Below are 25826 nucleotides of genomic sequence, written 5' to 3'. Positions count from 1 at the left end.
GTATTATTATAACCCATAATTTAGCTAATTCAATTGATTTAAATAATTGTTAAGAAAATCTTCAACCTCTTGTTCACAATTTTTGTCGTAATGTTTCTCTATTACATATCCTTTTCTCAAATTTACAAGAATCATTTTAATATTTTTATTGTATTTTTTGTTCAAAACGTAAGAATAAAACTTCAATTGCATGTGGTATTTTTCGTACAAGTATTCTTGTGATTGTGAACTTATTTTATAATCATAAACTTTTATTTCACTATCATCAAATTCTACTCTGTCCATAAATCCAGAAATCATAAGATTTTCGTACAATAAATTAAAATCCATTTCATTTTTATAATCGGAAAAATCTTTTATAAATTTGTTAAAATTTTCAGTTGCAACATCGAAAATTTTCTTTTCATCATTATTTAAGAAATCTACTTCTGTGATATGTGGAATATTGCTTCCGTCAGATAATTTTGCATACATATGAACCAAATTACCGAGCAATATATAATTTATTGTAGTTTTTTGAAGATTACCTTCAAAAATTTCTTCGTCAGAATTTAATATACTAGTAATACCAATAGGAATAAACTTTTCAATTTCAACTTTTTTCGGTTCTGTTCTTTTGAAATTAATTTCTTTTGTTTCTAATAAAAAAGGTATATCTCTCATATCCAAAAACTTGATGCTACCTCTTTGTTGCAAATCTTCAATATATGGACTAATTTGCTTAAAATGTCCTGATTTTTTCGAATTTGAAAACGACAATTCTTTTTTAGCACGAGTGAATGCTGTATAATACACGTTATCAACTTCGTAGTCTTCCTCTTCTTCTATTAATTTCTTAACTTTAGACATTCTAAATTTTGAAAAAGGAAAATCCAATACGAATTGCATCTGAATGTTTTCGTTGTCTATAAATAATAGAAATTTATCTTTGTTATTCGAAGGTTTTGACAAATTATCCACTATAACTTTTTCAAATCCCAAACCTTTTGATTTATGAATAGTCATAAGTTTGACCAAATCGCTGTGTTCGTCTTCATAAGACATTTGATATAAATTACTGTTATTTTCAAAATACTCTACAAAATCTTCTACACTGTAGTTGTTGGAATCAAATTGCTTTGCAATTTCCAAAAATTTAATAACATTTGCTTTTGCTTGAAGATTATCAAATAATCTAAAATAATCAATCTTCTCAATATAATTGGATATTGAATCATATATCGTATATTTTGTAAGATTTTCAGTGAAATCCTCAACTTCTTCATCAATTTTTTTCATAGTTGATTGATAGTTTTCAGTTTGGTTTAATATTTCATTGTAATCCACATCATAAACATTAGACAGAATTCCTACTTTACTTATTTCATCACCGTACCTTGCATATTTTATGAACTGAATCAGATTTAATATTTCTCTGCACTCTTCTAATCCTTGTTTGTCGAAAATATAATACGGAATATTTCTGTTATTCAAACTTTTTTCGTATTCAGAGAAATCATTCTTGGTTCTAGCTAAGATTGCAGTGTCTTTGAAATTATCTTTATTGATGTAAGAAACCAGAACATCTGTTGAATCATCTTTTGTTTTTGCATCCTTATTGTTGAGCTTAAACTCATCTCTACCGATAACATCTCCCACCTCATTAACTGCAATTAAGCTATCATATCTATCCTTCATTTTATTGGAATAAATATAATTAATCGGTTCCATAATATTTGGATGAGTTCTATGATTTTCATGGAAAGTTATATCTTTTCCGCCGCTTTTTTTGATGTCCTCTCTAGTTTTTTCGAATACTTTTATGTTAGCTCCTCTGAAGCTATATATAGCTTGTTTAGGATCACCTACTACGAAAAGATTATTTCTATCTAAAGTCTCGTTATCGCTGCACAACATATAAAAAATATCTCGTTGAAGATTTGATGTGTCTTGATATTCATCTATCATAAAATATTTGTATTTTTGTTTACAAGATTTAAGAATATTTCCATTTTCCAAAGCTTTTTTGCACATCATTTCAATATCATTAAAATCTAGAAAGCTTTTTTCATTCTTTTTTATTGAATACTCCCTATTAATATCTATTAAAATATCAAAAAAGCCTTCATACAAATCTACATATTGTTTTTCTTTATTAGAAAGTATAGCATCAACTTTCTTGTTAATTTCATCTATAATTTCTTGAACATTTTCTTTCTTGCTCTCTCCCAAATTATCATAACTTTCTAACAAAAATTGAGTAAATTCTTGAATTTCCAGGTTTTGTTTATCATCATGCAAAAATTTGTAAAGTCTGCTATTTTTTGTAAGTCCTTTGATACTACCTGATTCTTCTTTTAAATCGAAAAGATAATTTTTGATTCCGATTATATCTTCATCATCAACATTTCTTAAATTAGTTAATAGAAGAAGTGTTTCTCTTTTGATTAGCTTAAAATCAATGTTGTTGGTTCTTAATTTATTGAATGAATCTCTGATAATTTTAAGTGTATCTGAATATGAAATATCTAACTTTCTACCAAGCTTTTTGATAAAATCAATTCTATTTTCTAGGATTTTGTCAAAAATTTCATTGAGCAGTTTGTTAGCTTGATCATCTTCTATGATTTGAAAACTAGGATCTATAGATAAATAGTACGAATTATCTGATACTATTTTTTTGCAAAAAGATGAAATCGTAGATACGTTTATATCGTCAATCAATCTAGGATTATTTAGCTTTTGAATGATTCTATCCTTCATTTCATCAGCAGCTTTGTTGGTGAAAGTTATGCACACGATACTTTTGATATCAATTCCTTTCTCGTACATATATCTAAATCTTTCAGATACTACTTCTGTTTTACCAGTTCCTGCGCCTGCATTTACACACACATTTTGATTTATAGTAGAATAAGCTAATTTTTGATTTTCGCTAAATTTAATCATTGCTAGCTTCTCCTTCTGTGTTCTTTAACTTGCAAATTTTATTATAATCGCAATATTTACAAGAATTATCATCACTCGCTTTTATAAATAATCTCTTATTTCTAATGTTTTCTCTGAACTCATTTACTTTTTGAATCATTATTTCATCTAACTGATCCTTTGAAATATTTTGAAGAAATTCATATTCGTCATTATCTTTAATGCTTTTGTATTTGCAGCTTACAACATCTCCATAGGAAGAATAAATCGCAAATTGAAATCCTTTGTTCTTATCCAAATCTTTTGCTTTTCTGAAACTATTCTTTGATAATTTGTAATCTATTAATCGAATCTTACCTGAATCTGTTTTATCGACTCTGTCTATTCTTCCAGTAAATTTCGTACTTTCATCCAAACTAATGATAAAATCTTCCTCTAATTTGAATGGATAGAACTTCTCTGGTTCGTTTTTCATATTGTAAATATCAGTTCGCACAAAATCTTTGAGTTTATTTAAGTATTTTTCGTAATCGAATTCATTTTCCTTGATATCTGTGTTTAAGCCGAACTTTTCAAATGAATTTTTAAGTAAACCATCTAAACTGGATATATCTAATTCACACTTCCCATCAATAGCATCTTTTATTTGAGAAATATTAATTCCATAAAATTCTTCTAATGTGTTGTGCAAAATAGTTCCAATATCCAATAGTCTTGATTTTATTTGTGGTCTTAGTTTCAAATAATATCTAAAATAAAATTTCATTGGACATTCAAAGTATGTTTCAAGTTTAGTTGATGATAATTCTTTGCTCAAAATATATTGAGTAGTCTTATCGTCTACTTCAAAATCAGAAATATCCTTTGATGATATTCTACTTTCAATTCTATTCAAATGTTGTTTTAGAGAGTATTTTTCATAAACTGATATACTGTGTAATTTTTTGGTATCGACTTTTTTGATGTTTTGTGAATTAATTTTAGCGATTTTTTGATTTTGTTTTATGTTTTTATCTAAAATCAACCTTGATTTTACATTGCTTTCAGTATTATACGATAGATAAATTTTGCTATCCGCTCTGCTAACAGCATCAATAAATCTGTCAATATTTCGTCTTCTATTATCTGCATCAGACAAAATATCAATTCCATTTTTTTGTAGAAAAACTATGTTGTCCTCGTTGTTAAAGAAATCATAATTCATCTTCCCTGGAATTACATCATCATTCATATTTACGACGTATAAAACATCGTAGTTTGAAAGCCTAATATCTGTCAAGCTGTATATTCTAATTCCATCAACTAAATAATCTGTAGAATCCACTTTCAAAATTTTTATCAAATCTATCAAATAAGAGTTAATGTTTTTCGATTTTTTAACAAGTTCATCATGTGTTTTGTCCAAATCTTCAAGGATTATTAAAAGTTTTTCAGCAAACAATTTAAATCCTACATCCTCGCTCTCTTTTTGTTGAACAAGCTCAATAAGATTAGACAAAATCATATTGTCCGTTTCTATAAAAGAATGGTAATATGATTTAATTTTTTCTAGAATTTTTAAATTAGTTCCGTAATTTACATTTAATTTTAAAATTTTTTCTAAATCTTCCCATTTGTCAAAATCAAAATCCGACAATATGTTTCTGAAATTAATTTTATCTTTCAAATCAAATTCAAGAAAGCAACTATCTAGTAAAGAAAAAATATACTGCTTGAAAGATCTATTTTTATCTAATAAATTAATAATATCAGAAAAAATTTTGTAGTCTCGGTATGAAATATAATCGTCTCCAAAAACTGGAATATCGTGTAGTTTTAAAGTGTTCAGTATTTCTCTTTTTGATGAATCCTTTTCTAAAAGAATTGCCATTTTATTATAGTCATAGATATATGAATCATTTGCAATCTCATCGATTAGTCTGTCTTTTTCTAATATTTCGTTGGTTAATTTAACAACCTTTTTTTCTATAAATTTGTTCGGGTTTGATTTTTCATCGTTTTGAACAACTTCAAATCCAATATCTTGCAATTGATTTGCCAATTTGCTTTTGTATTCATTATAATAATCGACAAAAACATAGACATTGATATCGTAATTTTCCAACTGTTTTATAACTTCCAATTCGATTGGACGAAACTCACTGAATCCATGAATGTAAATATCCTTGTTTTTTTGTATGTTGAAATTATGTGTTTCATAAGCATCAAATTTATCCAGAAGATTATATTGACTCATAATTTTTTGGTATCTCTGGTATACTTTGCTCAAAATATTCAAGCTAATATTGTGTGTTGAAATTTCTCCAAGATCACCTATGCTTTTATTTGAATACTTGCATGCAGAAATAAATCTTTTGGATGAATTTATCATTCCATTCGAATTGAAGAATTTATTATCTTCAAACTCACCCTCATCAATGAGTTCTTGAATAGCTATTCTCAAAATAAGGTCTGTCAAATAAGTTGAAATATCTGAAGCATTCACTAAATCGTCAATAGTCCATATCTTCACATCACATAACACTGATTGTTCTTTCAAAAACTTGTTTCGAATATTTTTGATTAACTTTCTATTTGGCAAAATCAAAATAAAATCAGTATTTCCATTCGTAATCTGATTTTTTAAATAAGATATATTATCGTCAAAAAGTTTTGAAGAATTTGAATTAGTGTATACAATTCTATTGTTCATCATAATCTCCTATAAATTCTTGCAAAATCGAGTTTTTAGGAACTATTGAATCGTCTTTGATTTCTATAAAATAATTCAAAATCGACTTTAACCTTTCAATTTCTGTAAAGTTTGGACCATTCTTGTCATAATTATCTACTAATTTCAAAACGTATTTTTTCAAAATATTAATTTCATAAATTAATGATGAGTCTATTATGCTGTCTGCTTCATTTTGATAAGGAAAAACATTGATATATTCAGCGGCATGAACTCTTGGCCATTCAGATAATGTATCATCGACACTTTTATCTCTTTGAACAAAATCTCTTACCATTCTTCTCATAAGTCTCATATCTGTAGTTGAAATTCTATTGTGACAGTCAATACTAAGTTGTGTCAATGCTGACACATAAATTTTGTACTTATCTTTTTCTGGAACTAGACTTGTAAGTTTTGGATTTAGTCCATGAATTCCTTCGACAATTATAATTCCATTATTATCTAGTTTCGTGTAAGTGTCGCCATATTCTCTTTCGCCCGTAATGAAATTATAAATTGGCAGGTTTACATAATCTCCTTCTAATAATCTCATTAAATCTGTGTTAAATGTTTTTAAGTCAAGTGCATTAATAGATTCATAATCTTTATTTCCATCTTCATCCAAAGGCGTGTCTACTCTATTCACAAAATAATTATCCATAGAAATAGGTATAGGCTTTTTACCTCTAACGGCTAATTGCACAGAAAGTCTTTCTGCCATAGTGGTTTTCCCAGATGAAGAAGGACCAGATATTTGTACTAATCTTGCATTATTGTAAATTATCTTATCTGCTATATAAGAAATTTGGTTTTCAAAATAAGCTTCATTAACACTAACTAAAAAATCCATATTCCCATCTTGAATTTTTTCATTCAAGCTTCCCACATATCCTATATCCAACATATCTGTCCATTTTTTTGATTTGGAAAATATTTTTGATAGTGCTTTTTGTTCTTTGAAATCAGTAAATTCACCAGTTTTGCTGACACTTAATGCAATTCCCGGAAAATAATTTATAAGTTTGTAGTGTTTCAAAAACCTAGTGTATGGAGCAACAAATCCTTCTATTCCAAAGTAATGATCCAGACATTTGTACAGATAAACCTCTTCTTTATCTAGACTTTTTAGTAGTCTTGATTTTTGAATGTAGCCTTCCTTTTCGAAAATATCAAAAGCTTCTTTTCTAGAAACTTTGACTCTTTCAATTCTCAGATTTTGATTAATCAAATCGTCCATTAATTTTCGAATTTCTTCCAAATCTTTAAAATGAATTTCGTTGTTATTTTCAAATTCAAGATACATGTAGTCACCAATTGTGTATTCAACTTCCAATTGGTCTTTTGGAAATTTTAATTTAAATGCCAATAGCAACAATAAAATACCAGTTTGCATCAATGTGTCTTGTGAGTAAACACTTTTTTCATTTACAAACTCAATTGTATCTCCATTCTCAACATAACTCATAATATCGACAAGTTTATTGTTTTTTAATGCGACAATGCTATCTTCGAATCCATATTTAATAGCATAATCATAAATCGTTTTATCTTCATAGTCGTATATTTTATTGTTGTTAATTATCTTAATCATATTTGCTCTCCAAATCGTTCAATATCTTTTCAAATAAATCATCTCTTTTGCTTTCAAAAACCATAGATTCGTATTTTTGATATTTTCCCATTTTTTCTGGAAATACTAGCTTGTATGAGTGCAATAATTGAAAATTCAAATCGTATTTATTCTTGAAATATTTATTAACTTCTCTGTTTCCATATTTAATATCACCTATAATTGGATGATTTATATGAGATAAATGAGCTCTAATCTGATGAGTTCTTCCAGTCAACAAGTCAACATTTACTAGAGAATATTTTCCGAAATTCTTCACATTCCATACTTTAGTCATGCTTTTTTTACCACTAGAATTTATTACAGATTTGTTTTTATCATTATCTTTTTCCAATGCCAAATCAATTGTTTGATCTTTGAGATTGCCAACTACAATAGTTTCGTAAATCTTGGTAATTTCGTGTTTTTTAAATAAATCATTGAAATATTTCAAGCTATCGTATGTTTTTGCACCAACGACAATACCAGATGTGTTTCGATCTAATCTATTAACTAAAGCTGGTGTAAATGTAGAGTTTTGTGTTGGTTTAAACTGGTTTGTTTTAATCAAATAACTTACCATCATGTCTACTATATTTTTCCCATAATCTTGTGGGTTTGCTGCGTGAGATAATACTCCAGTTTTTTTATTTATCAATATCAAATCATCATCTTCATAAATTATATCCAAATTAAAATCATCAGCAGTGTATATTTTATTATCTTGATATTTTTCAATTACTTCATCGTACAAATAAATATTTACTACATCATCAATTTTTAAATCATAATCAGGTTCTGTCCTTTTTTTATTTACTTTTATTTTTTTAGTTCTAATAAGTTTTTGGATATGATTTTTGCTCATTTTTGGCATCAATTTCATAAGAAACCTATCTACTCTTTGATTGCTATTTGAATTATCTATATTAATATGTCTCATTATTACTCCTATTTGAAAAATTGTTAAAAAATCATTATAATTTAATAAGGAAGGTGAAAAATGAAAAATTTTATTGATATAATAGTAGACTTTATTTATAAATTTGCAAAGCTTTTGTTATTATTACTCATCCTAGTATTCACAACATTTTATGTTTACAAAACAATTGAATCAATGTTTTCTAAAAACTACACAAGTTCTCAAACTTATTCAAAGGATTTAAAAATCCAACAAGTTACTGACGAAGTAAAAGACATTGAAATCACAATTCCACCTGAAGCAAAAGACTTGGATGTATCCAAGATTTTAATCAGTGGAAACATAATAAAAAATGAACAAGAATTCTTGGACTACTTAAAACAAAATAATGTTACAGCTTTTAAAGATGGCAATTACAAATTAAATAAAAATATGACTACAGAAGAAATAGTAAATCAAATAAAGAAATAATTAATATCCCTTATTGACATAATCATCGATAAGGGATTTTTTCTTTATTGGTTCAAAAACATTATTTGCTATCAAATGTTGTTTAATATTTTCATTTATTGTGTGAAAAATCATCTTCTCATAATCTTTAAGTACAATTTCAAAAAGATTATCCCTAATTCTGTAAGACAAAATGTCTATGTAGTATGCTTCCACATTTTTGTATTCTATCAATTCTAGTATTTTTAAAATAGTATTATCTTTTTCTAAATAATAGTTCCTGCATTTATTTAATGATGCAAGATATTTTTTATGTTTCTTGTTCTTATACTTGTTAGCTATTGTATTGTATTCTTTTGCTTTTAAATTATAATATTGATAGTTAAAAATACCCTCATTTACTGTTCTAATTTCAGTAAATGGTCTTAAATTAAAACTATTAATCAATACGTTGTTCCTTGAAATAAATTCTTGCTTTGTTATTTTCTCCTCATCTAACAGATCAATCAATTCATTTCTTTTTTTTACATAAAAATCTACATTTCTTTTCATAATTTTCCTCTAACTAAATTATAATTCATATCTCAAACTTTTCAAAATTTGCAAATAAAAAACGATAAAATATTTAAAAAAATACTTTATCGTTAATCTTATTATTCTATTATCGAAATATCGTGATTTATTATTGAATAAAATTCATCTTGAATCTTTTGAATATCTCTATTGTGCTTTCCCATAACATACATCATTTTGCATACTACTGATTCCAATGTCATATCTTTTGATTCTAAAACATCAAGCTTTTCTCTAATTCTCATTCCGACTTGATATACTCCAATATCTGATCCTTCTTGTGGAACTTGTGTAGTCATTACAATTATCTTATTAGTAGAGTATCGATCCATTAATCTTAGAAATTCTTCAGATATTCCTGCAGGCATTCCACCCACTCCATAACTTTCTACGATAATACAGTCATATTTTTCAAAAATATCTTCTAGTATATCTGACCTCATCGATGGAATTAATTTCAACAAATACACGCTGTCATCTAAATGATCGTAAAATTCTACTTCATTATCTGATTTGTCATCAATATATCTTAAAACTTTTCCATCATGGATTATTGCAATTAGTGGATAATTTATAGAATCAAAAGCATCGAAACTTTTTGTTCTAACTTTTCTGGCTCTATTCCCGCAAATAACTTTCCCATTAAACACGATATTAACACCGTGTGATTTTTCTTTGCTTGCAAATATCAATGCATCTATTAAATTATTCTTCGCATCAGTAATATCATTTGAAATAGATTTTTGGGCACCTGTAATTACAATTGGCTTAGGACTTTTTTGAATTAAATATCCCAAAGCGGATGCTGTATATGCCAACGTATCAGTTCCATGTGTTATTACGAATCCATCATATTTATCGTAATTTTCTTTTATAGTTTGTTTGATATGTAACCAATGTTTCGGTCTAATGTCTGTTGAATCAATACTAAATAAACTAATAGTATCCAATTCGAAATCAAATTTTTTAAATTTTACATATTCTAAAATATCTTTAGCCTGAAGACCTGGAGCTAATCCTTTATCTGTAGCAACAGAAGCTATGGTTCCTCCCGTTGTAATCAATAGTAATTTTTTCATACATTCCCCCTAAAAATAGTATAACACTTTATTTTTAAAAAATGTTAACAAATAACTTTACATACAATTTACAATAACATTATATGAACTTTAAACATAACATGTATTCTATTAGTGAATTAAATATGAAAGGATGATTTATTTGAAAATCAAAAAATTTATGTTAGTTGCTATGATGCTTGTATTTGGAGTATTCATGGTAGCATGTGCAAAACAAGACGATGGAAAAACATCAGACAACTCAAGCAAAACAGAAACTACTTCTACAGATTCTAAATCAAACGAAAGTGCTGGAGGAGAAATCCACGTAGTATCAAGAGAAAATGGTTCAGGTACTAGAGGAGCATTTACAGAAATCACAAAAATCTTAGAAAAAGGTGCTGACGGAAAAGAACAAGACAAAACAGCAGCATCTGCAATCGTACAAAACAGTACAAACGCAGTTATGATGACTGTTGGTCAAGATAAAGACGCTATTGGATATATTTCATTGGGATCTTTAAATGACAAAGTTAACGCTGTTAAAATTAACGGTGTTGAAGCAACTTCAGAAAATGTTCAAAAAGGAGACTACAAAATCTCAAGACCATTTAATATTGCTTACAAAGGAGAATTAAAACCACTTCCAAAAGATTTCTTAGATTATATTCTTTCAAAAGAAGGACAAGAAATTGTTAAAAAAGAAGGATATGAACAACTTCCTCAAGAAGCTAAACCTTATAACAAAAATTCTCAAAAAGGTAAAATTGTTCTTGCAGGTTCAACTTCGGTTTCTCCATTAATGGAAAAAATCGCAGAAAGTTACAAAGCAATGTATCCAGAAGTAGAAATCGAAATCCAATCAACAGGATCTTCAGCTGGTATGAACTCAGCTATCGAAGGAGTTTGTGATATTGGAATGGCTTCAAGAGAATTAAAAGACAAAGAAAAAGAACAATTAAAATCACAACCTATCGCTATTGATGGTATAGCAGTTATAGTAAACAAGGAAAATACTAACGCAACAGATTTAACTCTAGAACAAGTAAAAGATATTTTCACAGGTAAAGTTAAATCTTGGTCAGAAATTTCTAAATAATTCCTCTCAAAAGGCAGATCTCTTATGAGGTCTGTTTTTTATTTTAAAAAATTTTATTTTACATTTGTAAAATCTAATATTTCCCTATTTCAATAGATTTTCACGATACTAATTAAAAAACTTTACATTTAATTAACATTTTTATCGCATTAATTTTACAAGCTCTTGATAATATTAAGGTGATAAAAATGTAGAAAGGATTTAATATGAAAAAGAAATATTTATCTGAATCAATAATGAAATACGTATTTTTAGTATCAGCATTGACTTCTATCTTTGCGATAGTTTTGATATGTTTTTTCATTTTTGGTGAATCAATGCCTTTTATAAAAAAAGTTGGCTTAACTAATTTTATATTTGGTAAAGATTGGGCTCCGGTCGATGTCCCTGCTCAATTTGGTATACTTCCAATGATTATCGGTAGTATTTATGTAACTATTGGCTCCATAATTATAGGAGTACCTATCGGAATTTTCACAGCAATTTATCTTGCAAAGTTCTGTCCAAAAAAATTATATAATTTTTTGAGACCTTGTATTGATTTAATGGCTGGTATTCCATCCATAGTTTACGGTTTCTTTGCTTTGGTAGTTATCGTTCCTATGATTAGAAAAGCTTTTGGAGGAACTGGTATGAACATAGTCACAGCTTCTATTCTGCTAGGCATTATGATTTTACCTACTATAATCACTTTATCTGAAAGTGCAATAAATACTGTTGTAGATTCTTATTATGAAGGAAGTGTTGCACTTGGAGCTAGTCACGAATTAGCTGTAATGGGAGTTGTAGTTCCTGCTGCAAAGTCTGGTATATTATCATCAATAATTCTCGGAATTGGACGTGCTATCGGAGAAACAATGGCAGTGTATTTAGTTGCAGGAAATCAACCTGTAATAGCAAAAAGTATTTTTTCAGGAACGCGTACTATGACAACTAACATCGTATTGGACATGGCTTATGCGTCTGGTGCTCATAGAGATGCTTTGATTGCAACTGCAATGGTATTATTCGTATTTATACTTTTAATAAATCTAATATTTAATTTGATTAAGAGAGGTGTAAATAATGGAAAATAATTCTATTGATGTATCAACAAATAGTTTAAAAAATTTAAGAAAAAATAAAACTAAAAGTAGAATCATTAAAGGTTTTATTTATTTGATGGCTTTTATTACTTTAGCTGTATTATTTTATTTAATTATTTACATGCTAGTTAATGGTATTCCCCATTTAAAACCCAATATGTTTTCAAATCACTATACTTCCAAAAACGTATCAATGATGCCTTCAATTAAAACTACTATCATGTTAGTTTTATTTACATTATTAATTGCAAGCCCTATCGGAATATTTACAGCAATTTATTTGTCTGAATACTCTAAGAAGAATTCTAAAGTAGTTACTCTTATCAGACTTGCAACAGAAACATTATCTGGTATTCCATCAATAGTTTATGGTTTATTTGGTATGTTATTATTCGTAATGAGATTAAAATTTAGATATTCTTTAATATCAGGTGTTCTTACAATGTTCATAATGGTGCTACCATTAATAATTAGAGCCAGTGAACAAGCCTTGTTATCAATCGATGATGAATTAAGAGCTGGTAGTTATGCATTAGGAGCTGGAAAGTTGTATACTATAAGAAAGGTATTACTTCCTGTCGCAATGCCTGGAATCATGGCTGGAATTATTCTTTCAATAGGAAGAGTTGTAGGAGAAACCGCTGCATTGATGTTTACATTAGGAACAGATCCTCGTGTGCCATCAAGTTTGATGCAATCTGGAAGAAGTCTAGCATTACACATGTACGTATTATCTTCTGAAGGTTTTCATGTAGAAGAATCTTATGCAACTGGCGTTGTATTGGTAATTTTAGTTTTAATAATAAATATAATTTCCAATTTAATAGGAAAAAAATTAACGAAAGGAAGTAAATAATGTCTAAGATAAGTATAAAAGATGTTGATTTATATTATGATGATTTTCAAGCTCTAAAGAAAATCAACATGGAAATGAAATCTAATGAAATTACTGCTTTTATCGGACCTTCTGGTTGTGGTAAATCTACAATGCTTAAGTGTCTAAATAGAATGAATGATCTTATTGATGGATGTCGAATCGAAGGTTTAATAACTTTAGATGGTAAAGACATTTACGATAAAAATTACGACGTAAACTTATTAAGGAAAAGAGTCGGTATGGTTTTTCAAAAACCTAATCCATTCCCTATGTCCATCTATGATAATATCGCTTATGGTCCAAGATTACATGGAGAAAAAAATAAAGCTAAGTTAGATGAAATTGTAGAAAAATCTTTAAAAGGTGCAGCAATTTGGGATGAAGTAAAAGATAATTTAAAAAAGAATGCACTTTCAATTTCAGGAGGTCAACAACAAAGAATCTGTATTGCAAGAGCCTTGGCTGTTGAACCTGAAGTGTTATTAATGGATGAACCTACATCTGCTCTTGACCCTATCTCTACAAACAAAATTGAGGATTTGTGCCAAGATTTAAAATCAAAATACACAATAGTAATGGTAACTCACAACATGCAACAAGCTGCTCGTATTTCTGACAAGACAGCATTTTTCTTGACAGGTGAAGTTATAGAATTTAATAATACTGATATACTGTTCTCAAAACCTGAGGATAAGAGAACAGAAGATTATATTACTGGTAGATTCGGTTAAAAAGAGGTGATATTATGAGAAAATATTTTACACATCAATTAGAAGAATTAAAACATAATTTAATTTTTCTTGGAGCAAATGTCGAAAGACAGATCGAACAAAGCACTTATGCATTGGAAACTCAAGATTTGGAAATAGCACAAAAAGTTTATGATTCTCAAGAAACTATTTATGAAATGTCAAAAGAAGTAGAAGATACTTGTTTGAGACTTCTTACTACACAATCTCCTGTCGCAAAAGACTTGAGATTTATTTCATCAGCACTTAGAATTCTTTCTTGTATGAGTAAAATCGGAAACCATGCACAAGAAATTTCGGAACTTGTTATGTTGATTGGTAAATCACAGCTTCCAAAAGATTTGACGATGATAAGATCCATGGGCAAAAGCGCTCAAAAAATGCTTGTAGAAAGTGTCAACGCTTTTACTGATGATGATGTCGAATTGGCAAATTCTGTAATCAAAAAAGACGATGAAGTTGATGAACTTTTTGCACACTTCATGGAAGAATCAATAGAATTGATTAAATCTGGTTGTGAAAATCCTGAACAAATTATCGATTTAATTCAAGTTGCAAAATACATTGAAAGAATTGGTGATAATGCAGAAAGAATTGCAACTTGGGTAATATTCTCAGTTACTGGCGAAAGATACGAGGAAAATGCACAATGATTTGCTGTGTGGAAGATGACAAAAGCATAAGAGAATTAATTATCTACGCACTTAATAATGAAGGCTACGATGCAATGGGATTTGGAGACTATGGAGAATTCAAATCCACATTGTATTCTTCTAGTATAGATTTAATTATTCTAGATATTATGCTTCCGGGAAAAAGCGGGCTTGAAATTTTAAAAGAAATCAGAAATAATGAAAAAACAAAAAACATCCCAGTAATGATGCTTACTGCCAAGACTACAGAATACGATAAAATAGTGGGTCTTGATAGTGGCGCTGATGATTATATGATCAAACCTTTTAGTATTATGGAACTACTAGCAAGAGTCAGAGCACTACTAAGAAGATCCTCACTAAGTAAAACAAAATCTAAAATTATCTATAAGAATATTGAATTAGATTATGATAAAAGAACTGTTAGTGTTGATGGAGAAAATGTAGAATTAACTTACAAGGAATTTGAATTACTGTACTATCTCCTATCAAATGTCGGCAAAGTTTTGACTAGAGAAAATATCATGACCAAAATCTGGGGATTCGATTTTGAAGGAGAATCACGTACAGTTGATGTTCATATAGCAACTTTAAGGCAAAAACTTAAAAACGCTTCTAGCATAATCAAAACGATAAGAAATCTAGGATATAAAGCTGGTGAATGATGAAAAGAAAAATTTACACTAGAATTTCTCTTGTAATTATAATAGCCCTGGCTGTTGGATTGGGTTTACAGAATTTTATATTTTACAATTACAACAAATCAAAAGAAGAGACAACCCTACTTCGACAAGTCCAATATTTAGATTCTATCAGCGATAATAGTCGTGATAATACCATTACCAATATTAAGAAATTTAAAATAATTAATCCTTCAAATAGATTTACACTTATAGATAAAAATGGAAATGTAGTTTATGATACTGACACAAATGTAAATTCTTTGGATAATCACAATAACAGAGAAGAAGTCAAAGATGCAAGAGAATCCAAAATCGGTTCAATAACTCGTAAGTCTGATAGTTTTGGTAAAAATATGTATTACGTAGCTATTCTACAAGAAAATTCTGATGTCCTTAGAGTTAGTTGTGAATCGGCAAGTTTTTTGAAAACTATTTTGGATTTATTGCCGTATACCCTATTGATATTAGCATTATCATTAATATTATTAATCGATATTAATAGAAGACAAGTAAGACAAATCTTAGATCCTATAGAAACTATTGCCAATGAATTAGATGATAACATCGTTAATGACAAAGAATCAAAATTATTAGAACAACCAGTTTACGATGAACTTATACCATTTATCAATATTATTAGGCGAAAAAACGAAACTATAAAAAAATATGTGGATGAATTACAAGAAAGATCTACTACAATAAAAACTATTACGGATAATATGAGAGAAGGCCTTATCTTGCTTGATAAAAATATGAATGTTTTGTCAGTAAATAAATCTGCTGAGTTTTTGTTTGGAGCATCTGATTCGAGATACGAAGGTAGACCATTTATTTCGTTAAATAGAGACTTAAAAATCCATTCTGCTATTAAAGATGTAATATCTACAAAAACAGCACACCATATTAATATAGAAATGCAGGGAATTCTATTGTCTATGTATATTGCGCCAGTATTAGATGAAGAAAATATCAATGGCGTTCTACTATTTTTGGTAGATGAAAGTGATAAAATCAAAGCCGAAAAAAGAAGAAGAGAATTTTCGGCAAATGTTAGTCATGAATTAAAATCTCCACTTACCTCAATAAATGGATATGCCGAAATGATTGAAAACAACATGGTAAGTCCTGAAAATGTAAGCAAATTTGCATCAATTATTCACCAAGAAGGGTTGAGATTATTGGAATTAATTGATAATATAATTAAACTTTCCAAATTAGACGAATCTGGTGATAATATTGAGAAAATTCTTTTCAACCCTGAAAAGATAATCGATGAAATAATTAAGTCCAATCAAAACAAGTTGGATAGTAAACAAATCGAAATCATTACAGATTTACAAGAAAATTGTTTAATATACGGTAATGAAAATCTAATCAAAGAAATGATTGAAAACTTGGTTACAAACGCAATCAAATACAATAAGATTTCCGGTAAAATCAAGATTTCGATATTCAAAGATAATGATAAAACTAAAATAATCTGTGAAGATACAGGTATTGGCATTGCCGAAAAATATCAAAAAAGAGTATTTGAAAGATTCTTCGTCGTTGATAAATCACGCTCTTCACAAGAATCTACAGGCCTTGGACTTTCAATAATTAAACATATCGTGGATATTCATGATGGAACTATAGAGCTTGAATCTAAATTAGATGTTGGAACAAAAATCACGATAACGATTTAAATACGGCAACTGCTTGTCGTATTTTTTTCGTTAAAATGGTATAATGTTTATATTATCGTATTAAAATTTAGAAAGGAATAAAATATGCAAAAAATTGCTATTCTAACTGACACTACATCCGATGTTGATCCATCAATTATCAAAGAATACAACATTGTTGAAGTCCCTCTTCAAATCATTTACAATTCGGAAGTTACGTATAAAGATAAATATGAAAAAAATATTGACGACGTTATAAACGACATTAATAGTAACACTATTAGCAGTTCGCTTCCCTTAACAAGTGATTTGATTGAAAAAATAGAATACATCATATCAGAAGGATACACACATATAATAGCTACATGCATGAGCTGCGGAATTAGCGGTACCTATAATCTATTTCGACAAATATTAAACTTATACTCTGATAAAATTACATATCATTTGATAGACTGTAGATCATGTTCAATGGGAATGGGTTTTCTAATTGAAAAAGCTGTAAAAATGAAGGAAAATGGCATAAGTTACGAAGAAATAGTAAAAGAATTAGAAAAACTAAAAACAAAAGAAGATTTCTTTTTTACTGTAGACAAATTGGATTATCTTTACACAAGTGGTCGTATTAAACGCTCAAGTAAAGTTGTTGGAAATCTATTAAACATAAAACCAATTATAACTTGCATCAAAAAAACTGGAAATTTGGAAGTTATAGATGCAGTAAGAGGCAGAAAAAAAGTCAACCAACAAATTCTTAATTATATAATTGACTTCGCAGCTAACGATCAAATAGACAATATCTATATAATGCATTCAAACCTACAAGAAAATGCAGATGAATTAGAAAAAGTAATACAAGATTATTATCCTAATGTTAAAATTTATAAAAGATCTATATCAAGTCTTTTTGTAATACATACAGGTCCTCATATCTATGGAGCTGTTGTAACATTAAAATAAGGGAAGGTGCGCTGCCTTCCCTTTTTATTTAGTTTATTTTAATCCGCTCTTATTTTCTTCTTCTTTTTTATTCTTCAAATTGAATTCTTTTCTTGTCATAACATCAACTACTTTGCAATTAACTTCAACAACATCTAATCCAGTCATTTTATTTACGCTTTGTTTTACAACTTCTTGTAATTGATGGAATACTTTAACTGCTGATACTCCATATTCTAATATTACTGAAACATCAATTGCAGCTTCCTTTTCTCCAACTTCTGCTTCTATACCTTTTGTAGCATCATATCCACCGAAAGTTTCTTGAATCCCTGAGAAAAATCCACCTTCCATATCTAAAACGCCAGGTACTTCTCTAACAGCTATTGCAGCTATTTTTTGAACTACTGAGTTATCAAAAGTTAATTTTGATTCGTGTTTTTGTTCTTGTTCCTTTTCAGCTTTCTTTTCATTTACCTTGTTTACTTCATTGTATTTTTTTTCTTCCATGTTTCTAATCTCCTTTTTTTATTATATTATTTCCTAAATAAATTCATCAAAAATCTGATAAATTTAGGATTACCTTCTTTATACAATCCATAACCATAACCTATACCAAAAAGTAGTAGTATTAATATTGTTGCCCAAAAACCAAGCTTCAAAAATAAAAGTGCAATTATTACACCTAAAATTCCATATTTAGTTGGTTTTCTTAATCCTGATAAATTTTTTATTAATCTTTCATCAAACTTATCTTTTGAATATTCTCTTACAAATACTATCCTCTTTTCTTCATCAGGGGATTCAAAATTATCCAACATATTATTATTGTTCATATTCTCCCCCTATACTACTCTTTTATTTGTAGATTTTGTCAAATCCAAGAACTTAACTGTTATATCTTTTACTTTATAACCTGATAGGTTTTCTAAATTTAACCTAATGTCCTCTTTTATATTTTCGCCAAGACCAGCGATATTTGACATATCCCTTACTCCAACTTCTACATCACAATTCATATATGGTTCACTAGAATTGTTTACTCTTACATTAACATTAGAAGTTCTAATGTCTTCATATTTATCCACAGTACGTTTAACAGTATTTTCTAGGGCATCTGTAGATATCATAACTTCTCCATCTTTGTCTTTTGAAATCAAGAAATCACTTAAATCATCAGAGAGAATTGCTTTAAACATTATGAAAATTGCCCCAATTAAGACTAATGCTCCTATAATAGCAAATATATAAAAGCATACCTCATTCATCATGAACTCTCTGAGATTATAACTAACTTGTCCAAAATTGAATACTGTGAAAAACATTACTAAAGAAAACAAAATTAGTAATATTGAAAACAATATATGGACAAATTTTTTAAATCCACTCATAAAACCTCCTTGTACATTATTGATATTATAATATTCAAATTTATATATATAAATTGTTAGTATAGTGCATTTTTTCAACCCTTAATATTTATATACCCTATTTATAAATTTTTAAACATTTTTTATATTAAAAAATTAGACAAACACTTGAATGGTTGATATATGATATGTAAAATTATTGATAAAAGCATGTTAGTTTAGTATAAATTTACAATATATATTACTCACTTAAATAATAGAGCTTAAAAATTTTCGTTAAATTAAAACAAGCTCTTGATTAAAATCAAGAGCTTGTTTGCTTTTAAAATATTAAATTTGTTATATTAGTCAATCCAGCCGTAAGCTTTCATTAATACTTCAACTGGTTTTCTTCCTTCATGACCATTAATTAAAGGTTGAGTATCTGTATTTATTGCGTGAATAAAATCTTTGTATAATGGAGTGTGTCCATTTCCGTACACATTGTCGATTGATTTATCATCTTTTAATTCTCCAGTCTCAGATTCGTCTTCAAATACCCAAGTTTTGATTTCATTGACAGCTAATCCACCGATAACAGCAGTTCCTGTTGAACCAAACACAGAAATAGTTTCTTCAAGATTTTTAGGATAAACATCGGCACTACCTTCTAATAATCCAATTCTACCGCTCTTAAATCTCATCAAAATTACGCCGTAATCTTCCATTTCTATGTCTCTTAAGAAAGTTTCAGTCTCAGCTTTTACGCTTACTAATTCATCGTCCATCATCCACAACAATAAGTCTAGTGCGTGTATGCATTGATTCATCAATGTACCACCGTCTAGCGCCTTTGTTCCTCTCCATGGTGCTAAGTTATAGTAGTTTTGATTTCTGTTCCATAAAACTCTTGCTGTGATGTTTGTCATCTTTCCAAATTTATTAGCATCAATTGTCTTTTTCAATTTTTGAATTGGAGGATTAAATCTGTTTTGGTGACACACCCCAACTTTTAATCCTTTTTCATCAGCTAATTTATTAATTTTGTCAATTTCTTCCAAGCTCATAGCCATTGGTTTTTCAATCAAAACGTGTTTTGATTTTTCTAAGCAGTGAAGAGCTATTTTACCATGATATCCACTTTCTGTTGAAATAGAACACATATCGATGTCGACTTCCTCTAACATTTTTTTGTAATCTGTGTATACTTTTACATCTCTGTCAGGAAATCTTTCCAAATATTCATCTCTTTTTTCTATGGCTCTTTCTTCAATAATATCGCATACTGCAACTAATTCTATTTCTGAATCGTTGTTTGCAATTCCTTCTACGTGTTTATAAGAAATTCTACCGCAACCAATGATTGCACATTTAATTTTTTGCATATTACCTCTTATAATAATTCTATTTTATCTCTATTGTTTTCTACGTCTCTTGTAGCGTATTTTGTATCAAATACAAATGGTGCATTGTCTACAACCATTTGGTAATCAACATTTGTGTGATCTGCAGTTATTACAACTAAATCATAACCCTTAACTACTTCTGGATTAATTTCTTTTAATGAGTATGTCTTAGATCCATCTGGGTTGAAATAAGAAGGATTGAATCCATCATAATAATCTACGATTGCTCCTTCTTCTCTGAATTTATCCATTACGACAAATGCAGGAGAATCTCTCAAATCGTCGATATCTTTTTTATAAGCAATACCTAAAATTAAAACTTTTGAACCATTCAATGGTTTTTTGAATTTTCTAGACAAAATCTTCATTGATCTATCTACTACCCATTCAGGCATGCTATCATTTACAGTACCACTTGCTTCTATGATTGGCATGTGTACATCATATTCTCTTGCTTTCCAAGTCAAATAGAATGGATCTAATGGTATACAGTGTCCACCTACACCAGGACCTGGATAGAATGCTTGATATCCGTATGGTTTTGTCTTAGCAGCGTCAACTACTTCCCACATATTGATATCCATTTTATTAGCTAATTTGGCAAATTCATTTACCAATCCTATGTTTACATTTCTGTATGTGTTTTCAAGAATTTTTTCCATTTCAGCAACTCTTGGTGAAGATACAGTCATAACTTCTCCTTCAAGTACATTTCTGTACAATGCTGCTGCAACTTCTGTAGATTCTGAACCAATTCCTCCAACAACTTTAGGAGTGTTTTTAGTTTTATATTGTTTGTTACCTGGATCTACTCTTTCAGGAGAGAATGCTAAGTAAAAATCTTCTTCACATTTTAATCCTGAACCATTTTCCAAAATAGGTCTCATTAATTCTTCAGTAGTTCCTGGATAAGTAGTGGATTCTAATACAACAATAGATCCTTTTTTCAAATGCTTAGAAACATCTGTAGTTGATTTTTCTACGTAAGAAATGTCTGGTTGTTGGTAAATATCCAATGGTGTTGGTACGGCAATAGCTATGAAATCACAGCTTGCAACTGATTTGAAATCACTAGTAGCTCTTAATTTTCCAGATTCAACAATAGCTTTTAATTCTGAATCTACAACATCGCCAATGTAATTAACTCCATCATTAACCATTTGAACTTTTTCTGGTTGTACATCGAATCCAATAACAGTGTAGCCCGCTTTTGCTTTTTCTACTGCTAATGGCAATCCTACATAACCTAATCCTACAACCCCTACAACTAGAGATTTATCTTCGATTTTTCCCAATAATTCTTCTTTTAAATTATTCATTTGATACCTCACTCAATTTATAATCATTTAATAAATATTTCTTGTCACATTTTTCACATATATAATCTGTGAGGGAAACTCTTTTTAGATTTTCTCCACATGAACATGCAAATCCATGATGCCTTGCTGGATTGCCTACTACAACCTCATAATCTCCGACATCTTTTGTAACAACTGCTCCTGCTCCAATTATAGCATATTTGCCAATTGTGTTTCCACATACAATTGTAGCGTTAGCGCCAATAGAAGCGCCTTCTTTTATAGTTGTTTTTCGATACTCATCCTTTTTCTCAATAAAAGCTCTTGGGTTAATTACATTTGTAAATACACATGAAGGTCCCAAAAATACTCCATCTTCACATACAACTCCAGTGTAAACACTGACATTGTTTTGAACTTTACAATTATTTCCAAGTGTAACATCAGGAGAAATCACAACATTTTGACCAATATTACAGTTTTCTCCAATAGTACATCCTGACATGACATGACTAAAATGCCAAATTTTAGTACCTTTACCAATCTTTGTCTCTTCATCTATATAGCAAGACTCATGAGCAAAAAAATCCATTATACTATCTCCTTTATAGAATTAATAATATATTCTCTTTCCTCATCGTTCATTTCAGGGAACAATGGAATTGCAAAAGTTCTTTCTGAAAGATATTCCGCATTAGGGAAATCTCCCTTTTTATATCCTAAATCATTAAAAGCTTTTTGTAAATGCATTGGAACCTTGTAATAAGTTCCCGTAGCGATTCCCTTTTCTTTTAATTTTGATTCTATTTCTTCTCTGTTTTCAGATTGTAAAATGAATAAATGGAAAACATGCTTTCCGCCTTCAGTCTCAGTTGGCATCACCAAAGAAGTATTTTTCAAAGCATCAATGTATTTGTGTGAAATACTTCTTCTATTTTCAGTGTATTCATCTAAATGTTTTAATTTAATTCTCAAAATAGCTGCTTGAATTTCGTCTAATCTAGAATTGTGACCAATTAAGTAATTGTAGTATTTCAATGGATTGTAAACAGTATTATCACCTGAATTTTGTTCTACAACTTCAACTTCTTCGTCATTTAATATAGCGTAAGCCTTCATTCCATTTTCGCCACTGCCATGAACCTTCAAAGCTCTTATAATAGTTGCCAAATCATCATCATTAGTTGTGATCATTCCACCATCACCAAAGCATCCCAAATTCTTTGTTGGGAAGAATGAAAAGCATGCCACATCTCCTAAATTACCAACATTTTTTCCCTTATATTGTGAATTAATTGCTTGCGCAGCATCTTCAATTACGTACAAATTATGTCTTTTTGCAATATCATTTATTTGATCCATTTTGCATGCATTTCCAAATAAATGAACACAGATAATTGCTTTTGTTTTATCTGTTATCTTTTCTTCTATTTGAGAAGGATCTATATTGTAAGTGTCTAATTCAACATCACAAAAAACAGGTGTAGCTCCTACAAATCTTATTGCTTCAGCTGTTGCAAAGAAAGTGTAGTCAGTAGTTATAACTTCGTCTCCTTCTTTTATTCCCAAAGATTTCAAAGCTATAATCAATGCGTCCGTTCCGTTTCCAACTGTAATCGCATGTTTTACGCCAATTTTTTCTGCAATTTCTTTTTCAAATTGTTTAACATTTTCACCCATTATATATTGTGCATTTTTGAAACATTCTAAAACACTTGCATTTACTTCTTCTTCAATGTTTTTATATTGTCTTTTCAAATTCAACAATGGTATATTCATTAAAATCCCCCATTTAATCTTCTCTTATTTCATACAAGTTAATAATTTATAAAATCTTCAATGTTTGAAGAATTATTTTTATATCATTAATTAAATTAATATTTTCAATGTATTGTTTGTTTAATTCGATTTTATTAGGCATAATTTCTTCAACGTATGTCTTTTCAGGATTGTCAGATTTGTCCAAAATTTCAGATTCATCTCTGTATTTTATACTAGCTAGGTCTGTTATTCCTGGCCTGATTTTCAAAATATCTCTGTCCGAATCGGAATACAAGTCGACGTATTTTCTCACTTCTGGTCTCGGACCAACAAAGCTCATATCACCGATTAATACATTGAATAATTGTGGAAACTCATCTAATTTAGTTTTTCTCAAAAACTTTCCTACTTTAGTTATTCTAGGATCGTCTCCAACCGTTATTGCCATTCCCAATTTTGGTGCATCCACAACCATCGTTCTAAATTTCAAAATCGTAAAGTCTTTATTATTTTTCTTAACTCTTTTTTGTTTGAAAAAAACAGGCCCTTTAGAATCTAGTTTGATAGCTATGGAAATTATAATCATTGGGATTGCCATAACCAATATTCCAAATAAAGATGCCAAAATATCAAATAATCTTTTGATGAAAAGATTAAATTTGCTATTTTTAAGGATTTCATCTACTCGATTGTCCATATTATTTACCACTAACTATATCCTTGTAAGTTTCGATAACATATGCTACTTCATCATCTGATAATAATGTGTGAAGTGGTAATGTTATTTCATTTTTGTATTGTTCAAAAGTATTAGGATAATCTTTTATATCAAATCCCAAATTCTTGTATCCTGTCATCATTGCAATTGGTTTGTAGTGAACATTCGTAGCAATACCTTTTTCTGCCATCTTGACAATTATATCGTTACGAGTTGCTTCATCAATACCTTCGACTCTTGTTAAATACAAATGACCGTTACTTGTATAATCTTTTCCAAAATGATTCAAATAACTAATAGAAGTATTATCAAAGCCATCGTTATACATTTTGATTATTTCTTTTCTTCTAGCTAATAAATCATCATATCTTTCTAATTGTGCAAGCCCAATTGCTGCTAATATATCAGGCATATTGTATTTGTAATAAAGACCTTTAATGTCATATTCCCATGCACCTAATTTTGTTTTGGCTAATGCATCTTTGTTTTGTCCATGTAGTGAGTATAATTGTAAATCATTGTAAATCTTATCTACATCGCCAATATTTATCGATAGCATTCCACCTTCAGCTGTAGTAAAGTTTTTAACAGCATGGAATGAAAAAGATGCAATATCTTGGAATGATCCAATTTTTTTGCCTTTATAAGTTGAGCCTAACGCATGAGCGCTATCTGAAATCAAAGCTACTCTTCCCAATGATTCTTGAATTTCGTTTGAAGGTCTGAATATAGATTTCTTAGCTTCAATAATTTCGTAAATTTTATCGTAATCAACAGGAACTCCTGCGATATCAACTGGAATAATAGCCTTAGTATTTTCATTTATGGAATCATATAATTTATCATAATCCATAAAGTAGGAATCTTTCTGAACGTCTACCAATTTAATCGTAGCATCCAAATGATCAATAACTGAACAACTTGCAGTATAAGTGTAAGCCGAAGTAATACATTCATCCTTCTTGCCATTTACACCCAAAATTCGAAGCGCACATTCCAATGCAGCCGTTGCTGAATTAAAGCAACAAGTTTTTTTTGATTGTGTATATTCTTGTAATTTTTTTTCTAATAGTTTAGTTTTTGGTCCAGTTGTAATCCAACCAGATTTTAATGCGTCTACCACTTCTTCAATTTCTTTATCAGAAATATCAGGTGGTGAAAATAAAATGTTCATAAACAACTCTCCTTATTTCACTAACTATATATTATACCACTAATTTGCTAATTTTTAGATATAAATGACGAAAAAGTTGACAAATTGTAGTATTCTTTTTATTTCTAATTTTAAACACTTTTAAAATATTTCATAATAAATG

24 protein-coding genes are annotated in these 25826 nt (G+C 29.1%); 9 read left to right on the top strand and 15 right to left on the bottom strand.

The genetic code is table 11. The features are described from left to right. Positions 1–24 precede the first annotated feature (24 nt). From FMG_RS03270 to FMG_RS03255, 4 genes are read right to left on the bottom strand one after another with little or no spacing between them, the layout of a single operon-like run. A complete protein-coding gene (locus FMG_RS03270) occupies positions 25–2928 on the bottom strand; it encodes a UvrD-helicase domain-containing protein (RefSeq protein WP_012290511.1) in 2904 nt (967 codons plus the stop codon). Next, positions 2921–5599 carry a PD-(D/E)XK nuclease family protein gene (locus FMG_RS03265; protein ID WP_041250594.1) on the bottom strand — a complete coding sequence of 893 codons (2679 nt, stop codon included), beginning with the start codon at positions 5597–5599 and terminating at the stop codon, positions 2921–2923. The genes FMG_RS03270 and FMG_RS03265 overlap by 8 nt, the downstream gene beginning before the upstream one ends. Then, positions 5589–7211: a nucleoside kinase gene (locus tag FMG_RS03260; RefSeq protein WP_012290509.1), complete on the bottom strand. Its 1623-nt coding sequence runs from the start codon at positions 7209–7211 to the stop codon at positions 5589–5591. Before FMG_RS03260 ends, FMG_RS03265 begins: the two co-directional genes overlap by 11 nt. Beyond that, entirely contained in the window at positions 7204–8169 is a 966-nt protein-coding gene (locus FMG_RS03255) for an RluA family pseudouridine synthase (protein WP_012290508.1), read from the bottom strand. Before FMG_RS03255 ends, FMG_RS03260 begins: the two co-directional genes overlap by 8 nt. Positions 8170–8229: 60 nt before the next feature. Here FMG_RS03255 and FMG_RS03250 point away from each other — a divergent pair, with 60 nt between their 5' ends. Further along, positions 8230–8619, top strand: a complete 390-nt coding sequence (locus FMG_RS03250; RefSeq protein ID WP_002838396.1) for an endolytic transglycosylase MltG — start codon at positions 8230–8232, stop codon at positions 8617–8619. Here FMG_RS03250 and FMG_RS03245 read toward each other — a convergent pair whose 3' ends face one another. Both FMG_RS03245 and FMG_RS03240 read right to left on the bottom strand, forming a co-directional pair. Further along, positions 8620–9150 carry a DUF6648 family protein gene (locus FMG_RS03245; protein ID WP_012290506.1) on the bottom strand — a complete coding sequence of 177 codons (531 nt, stop codon included), beginning with the start codon at positions 9148–9150 and terminating at the stop codon, positions 8620–8622. Positions 9151–9251: 101 nt separating this feature from the next. Then, entirely contained in the window at positions 9252–10250 is a 999-nt protein-coding gene (locus tag FMG_RS03240; RefSeq protein WP_012290505.1) for an asparaginase, read from the bottom strand. Positions 10251–10392: 142 nt separating this feature from the next. Between FMG_RS03240 and FMG_RS03235 the strand changes: the two genes are divergently transcribed. The 8 genes from FMG_RS03235 (at position 10393) to FMG_RS03200 (ending at position 17999) form a co-directional block, all read left to right on the top strand. Beyond that, positions 10393–11328 (top strand): substrate-binding domain-containing protein, encoded by a 936-nt coding sequence (locus FMG_RS03235; RefSeq protein ID WP_012290504.1) that lies wholly within the window; start codon positions 10393–10395, stop codon positions 11326–11328. Between the two features lie 206 nt (positions 11329–11534). Further along, positions 11535–12404: a phosphate ABC transporter permease subunit PstC gene (gene pstC, locus FMG_RS03230; protein ID WP_012290503.1), complete on the top strand. Its 870-nt coding sequence runs from the start codon at positions 11535–11537 to the stop codon at positions 12402–12404. Continuing rightward, positions 12394–13269, top strand: coding sequence for a phosphate ABC transporter permease PstA (pstA, locus tag FMG_RS03225; protein WP_012290502.1), 876 nt, complete (start codon positions 12394–12396; stop codon positions 13267–13269). The genes pstC and pstA overlap by 11 nt, the downstream gene beginning before the upstream one ends. Further along, positions 13269–14021 (top strand): phosphate ABC transporter ATP-binding protein PstB, encoded by a 753-nt coding sequence (pstB, locus tag FMG_RS03220; protein WP_012290501.1) that lies wholly within the window; start codon positions 13269–13271, stop codon positions 14019–14021. The genes pstA and pstB overlap by 1 nt, the downstream gene beginning before the upstream one ends. 14 nt (positions 14022–14035) lie before the next feature. Next, a complete protein-coding gene (gene phoU, locus FMG_RS03215) occupies positions 14036–14692 on the top strand; it encodes a phosphate signaling complex protein PhoU (protein WP_012290500.1) in 657 nt (218 codons plus the stop codon). Then, positions 14689–15357: a response regulator transcription factor gene (locus FMG_RS03210; protein ID WP_002838158.1), complete on the top strand. Its 669-nt coding sequence runs from the start codon at positions 14689–14691 to the stop codon at positions 15355–15357. Before phoU ends, FMG_RS03210 begins: the two co-directional genes overlap by 4 nt. After that, on the top strand, positions 15357–17060 hold the full coding sequence (locus FMG_RS03205; RefSeq protein ID WP_012290498.1) for a sensor histidine kinase: 1704 nt from the start codon (positions 15357–15359) through the stop codon (positions 17058–17060). The genes FMG_RS03210 and FMG_RS03205 overlap by 1 nt, the downstream gene beginning before the upstream one ends. A gap of 84 nt (positions 17061–17144) precedes the next feature. Continuing rightward, positions 17145–17999 (top strand): DegV family protein, encoded by an 855-nt coding sequence (locus FMG_RS03200; RefSeq protein WP_012290497.1) that lies wholly within the window; start codon positions 17145–17147, stop codon positions 17997–17999. 33 nt (positions 18000–18032) lie between these two features. On the opposite strand, the gene FMG_RS03195 is transcribed toward FMG_RS03200, so the two are convergent. The 9 genes from FMG_RS03195 to FMG_RS03155 form a co-directional block, all read right to left on the bottom strand. Further along, complete coding sequence (locus FMG_RS03195) at positions 18033–18488, bottom strand: Asp23/Gls24 family envelope stress response protein (protein WP_002838256.1); 456 nt, start codon at positions 18486–18488, stop codon at positions 18033–18035. A 26-nt stretch (positions 18489–18514) separates the two neighbouring features. Next, positions 18515–18814, bottom strand: coding sequence for a DUF2273 domain-containing protein (locus FMG_RS03190; protein WP_012290496.1), 300 nt, complete (start codon positions 18812–18814; stop codon positions 18515–18517). A 9-nt stretch (positions 18815–18823) separates the two neighbouring features. After that, complete coding sequence (amaP, locus tag FMG_RS03185) at positions 18824–19369, bottom strand: alkaline shock response membrane anchor protein AmaP (RefSeq protein WP_012290495.1); 546 nt, start codon at positions 19367–19369, stop codon at positions 18824–18826. 323 nt (positions 19370–19692) lie between these two features. Further along, complete coding sequence (locus tag FMG_RS03180; RefSeq protein ID WP_012290494.1) at positions 19693–20712, bottom strand: Gfo/Idh/MocA family protein; 1020 nt, start codon at positions 20710–20712, stop codon at positions 19693–19695. Positions 20713–20720: 8 nt separating this feature from the next. Continuing rightward, a complete protein-coding gene (locus tag FMG_RS03175) occupies positions 20721–22052 on the bottom strand; it encodes a nucleotide sugar dehydrogenase (RefSeq protein WP_012290493.1) in 1332 nt (443 codons plus the stop codon). After that, positions 22045–22623: an acyltransferase gene (locus FMG_RS03170; RefSeq protein ID WP_002838142.1), complete on the bottom strand. Its 579-nt coding sequence runs from the start codon at positions 22621–22623 to the stop codon at positions 22045–22047. The genes FMG_RS03175 and FMG_RS03170 overlap by 8 nt, the downstream gene beginning before the upstream one ends. Continuing rightward, entirely contained in the window at positions 22623–23810 is a 1188-nt protein-coding gene (locus tag FMG_RS03165) for a DegT/DnrJ/EryC1/StrS family aminotransferase (protein ID WP_002841508.1), read from the bottom strand. Before FMG_RS03165 ends, FMG_RS03170 begins: the two co-directional genes overlap by 1 nt. A 46-nt stretch (positions 23811–23856) precedes the next feature. After that, entirely contained in the window at positions 23857–24489 is a 633-nt protein-coding gene (locus tag FMG_RS03160; protein WP_012290492.1) for a sugar transferase, read from the bottom strand. 1 nt (position 24490) lies between these two features. Continuing rightward, positions 24491–25684 carry a DegT/DnrJ/EryC1/StrS family aminotransferase gene (locus tag FMG_RS03155; RefSeq protein WP_012290491.1) on the bottom strand — a complete coding sequence of 398 codons (1194 nt, stop codon included), beginning with the start codon at positions 25682–25684 and terminating at the stop codon, positions 24491–24493. Positions 25685–25826 lie beyond the last annotated feature (142 nt).

Source organism: Finegoldia magna ATCC 29328 (genome assembly GCF_000010185.1).
Classification (GTDB): domain Bacteria; phylum Bacillota; class Clostridia; order Tissierellales; family Peptoniphilaceae; genus Finegoldia; species Finegoldia magna_H.
Note: the sequence above shows the minus strand (reverse complement) of the source record. Positions and strands in the feature narration are given on the sequence as shown.

Bases quoted from the DNA above. Each gene is read 5' to 3' on its own strand.
- FMG_RS03265 (WP_041250594.1), bottom strand. From the start codon at position 5,599: ATGAACAATAGAATTGTATACACTAATTCAAATTCTTCAAAACTTTTT.
- pstC (WP_012290503.1), top strand. From the start codon at position 11,535: ATGAAAAAGAAATATTTATCTGAATCAATAATGAAATACGTATTTTTA.
- FMG_RS03260 (WP_012290509.1), bottom strand. From the start codon at position 7,211: ATGATTAAGATAATTAACAACAATAAAATATACGACTATGAAGATAAA.
- FMG_RS03195 (WP_002838256.1), bottom strand. From the start codon at position 18,488: ATGGAAGAAAAAAAATACAATGAAGTAAACAAGGTAAATGAAAAGAAA.
- FMG_RS03155 (WP_012290491.1), bottom strand. From the start codon at position 25,684: ATGAACATTTTATTTTCACCACCTGATATTTCTGATAAAGAAATTGAA.
- FMG_RS03210 (WP_002838158.1), top strand. From the start codon at position 14,689: ATGATTTGCTGTGTGGAAGATGACAAAAGCATAAGAGAATTAATTATC.
- FMG_RS03170 (WP_002838142.1), bottom strand. From the start codon at position 22,623: ATGGATTTTTTTGCTCATGAGTCTTGCTATATAGATGAAGAGACAAAG.
- FMG_RS03250 (WP_002838396.1), top strand. From the start codon at position 8,230: ATGAAAAATTTTATTGATATAATAGTAGACTTTATTTATAAATTTGCA.
- FMG_RS03180 (WP_012290494.1), bottom strand. From the start codon at position 20,712: ATGCAAAAAATTAAATGTGCAATCATTGGTTGCGGTAGAATTTCTTAT.
- FMG_RS03160 (WP_012290492.1), bottom strand. From the start codon at position 24,489: ATGGACAATCGAGTAGATGAAATCCTTAAAAATAGCAAATTTAATCTT.
- FMG_RS03240 (WP_012290505.1), bottom strand. From the start codon at position 10,250: ATGAAAAAATTACTATTGATTACAACGGGAGGAACCATAGCTTCTGTT.
- FMG_RS03245 (WP_012290506.1), bottom strand. From the start codon at position 9,150: ATGAAAAGAAATGTAGATTTTTATGTAAAAAAAAGAAATGAATTGATT.
- pstB (WP_012290501.1), top strand. From the start codon at position 13,269: ATGTCTAAGATAAGTATAAAAGATGTTGATTTATATTATGATGATTTT.
- phoU (WP_012290500.1), top strand. From the start codon at position 14,036: ATGAGAAAATATTTTACACATCAATTAGAAGAATTAAAACATAATTTA.
- FMG_RS03190 (WP_012290496.1), bottom strand. From the start codon at position 18,814: ATGAACAATAATAATATGTTGGATAATTTTGAATCCCCTGATGAAGAA.
- FMG_RS03175 (WP_012290493.1), bottom strand. From the start codon at position 22,052: ATGAATAATTTAAAAGAAGAATTATTGGGAAAAATCGAAGATAAATCT.
- FMG_RS03255 (WP_012290508.1), bottom strand. From the start codon at position 8,169: ATGAGACATATTAATATAGATAATTCAAATAGCAATCAAAGAGTAGAT.
- amaP (WP_012290495.1), bottom strand. From the start codon at position 19,369: ATGAGTGGATTTAAAAAATTTGTCCATATATTGTTTTCAATATTACTA.
- pstA (WP_012290502.1), top strand. From the start codon at position 12,394: ATGGAAAATAATTCTATTGATGTATCAACAAATAGTTTAAAAAATTTA.
- FMG_RS03270 (WP_012290511.1), bottom strand. From the start codon at position 2,928: ATGATTAAATTTAGCGAAAATCAAAAATTAGCTTATTCTACTATAAAT.
- FMG_RS03200 (WP_012290497.1), top strand. From the start codon at position 17,145: ATGCAAAAAATTGCTATTCTAACTGACACTACATCCGATGTTGATCCA.
- FMG_RS03205 (WP_012290498.1), top strand. From the start codon at position 15,357: ATGAAAAGAAAAATTTACACTAGAATTTCTCTTGTAATTATAATAGCC.
- FMG_RS03165 (WP_002841508.1), bottom strand. From the start codon at position 23,810: ATGAATATACCATTGTTGAATTTGAAAAGACAATATAAAAACATTGAA.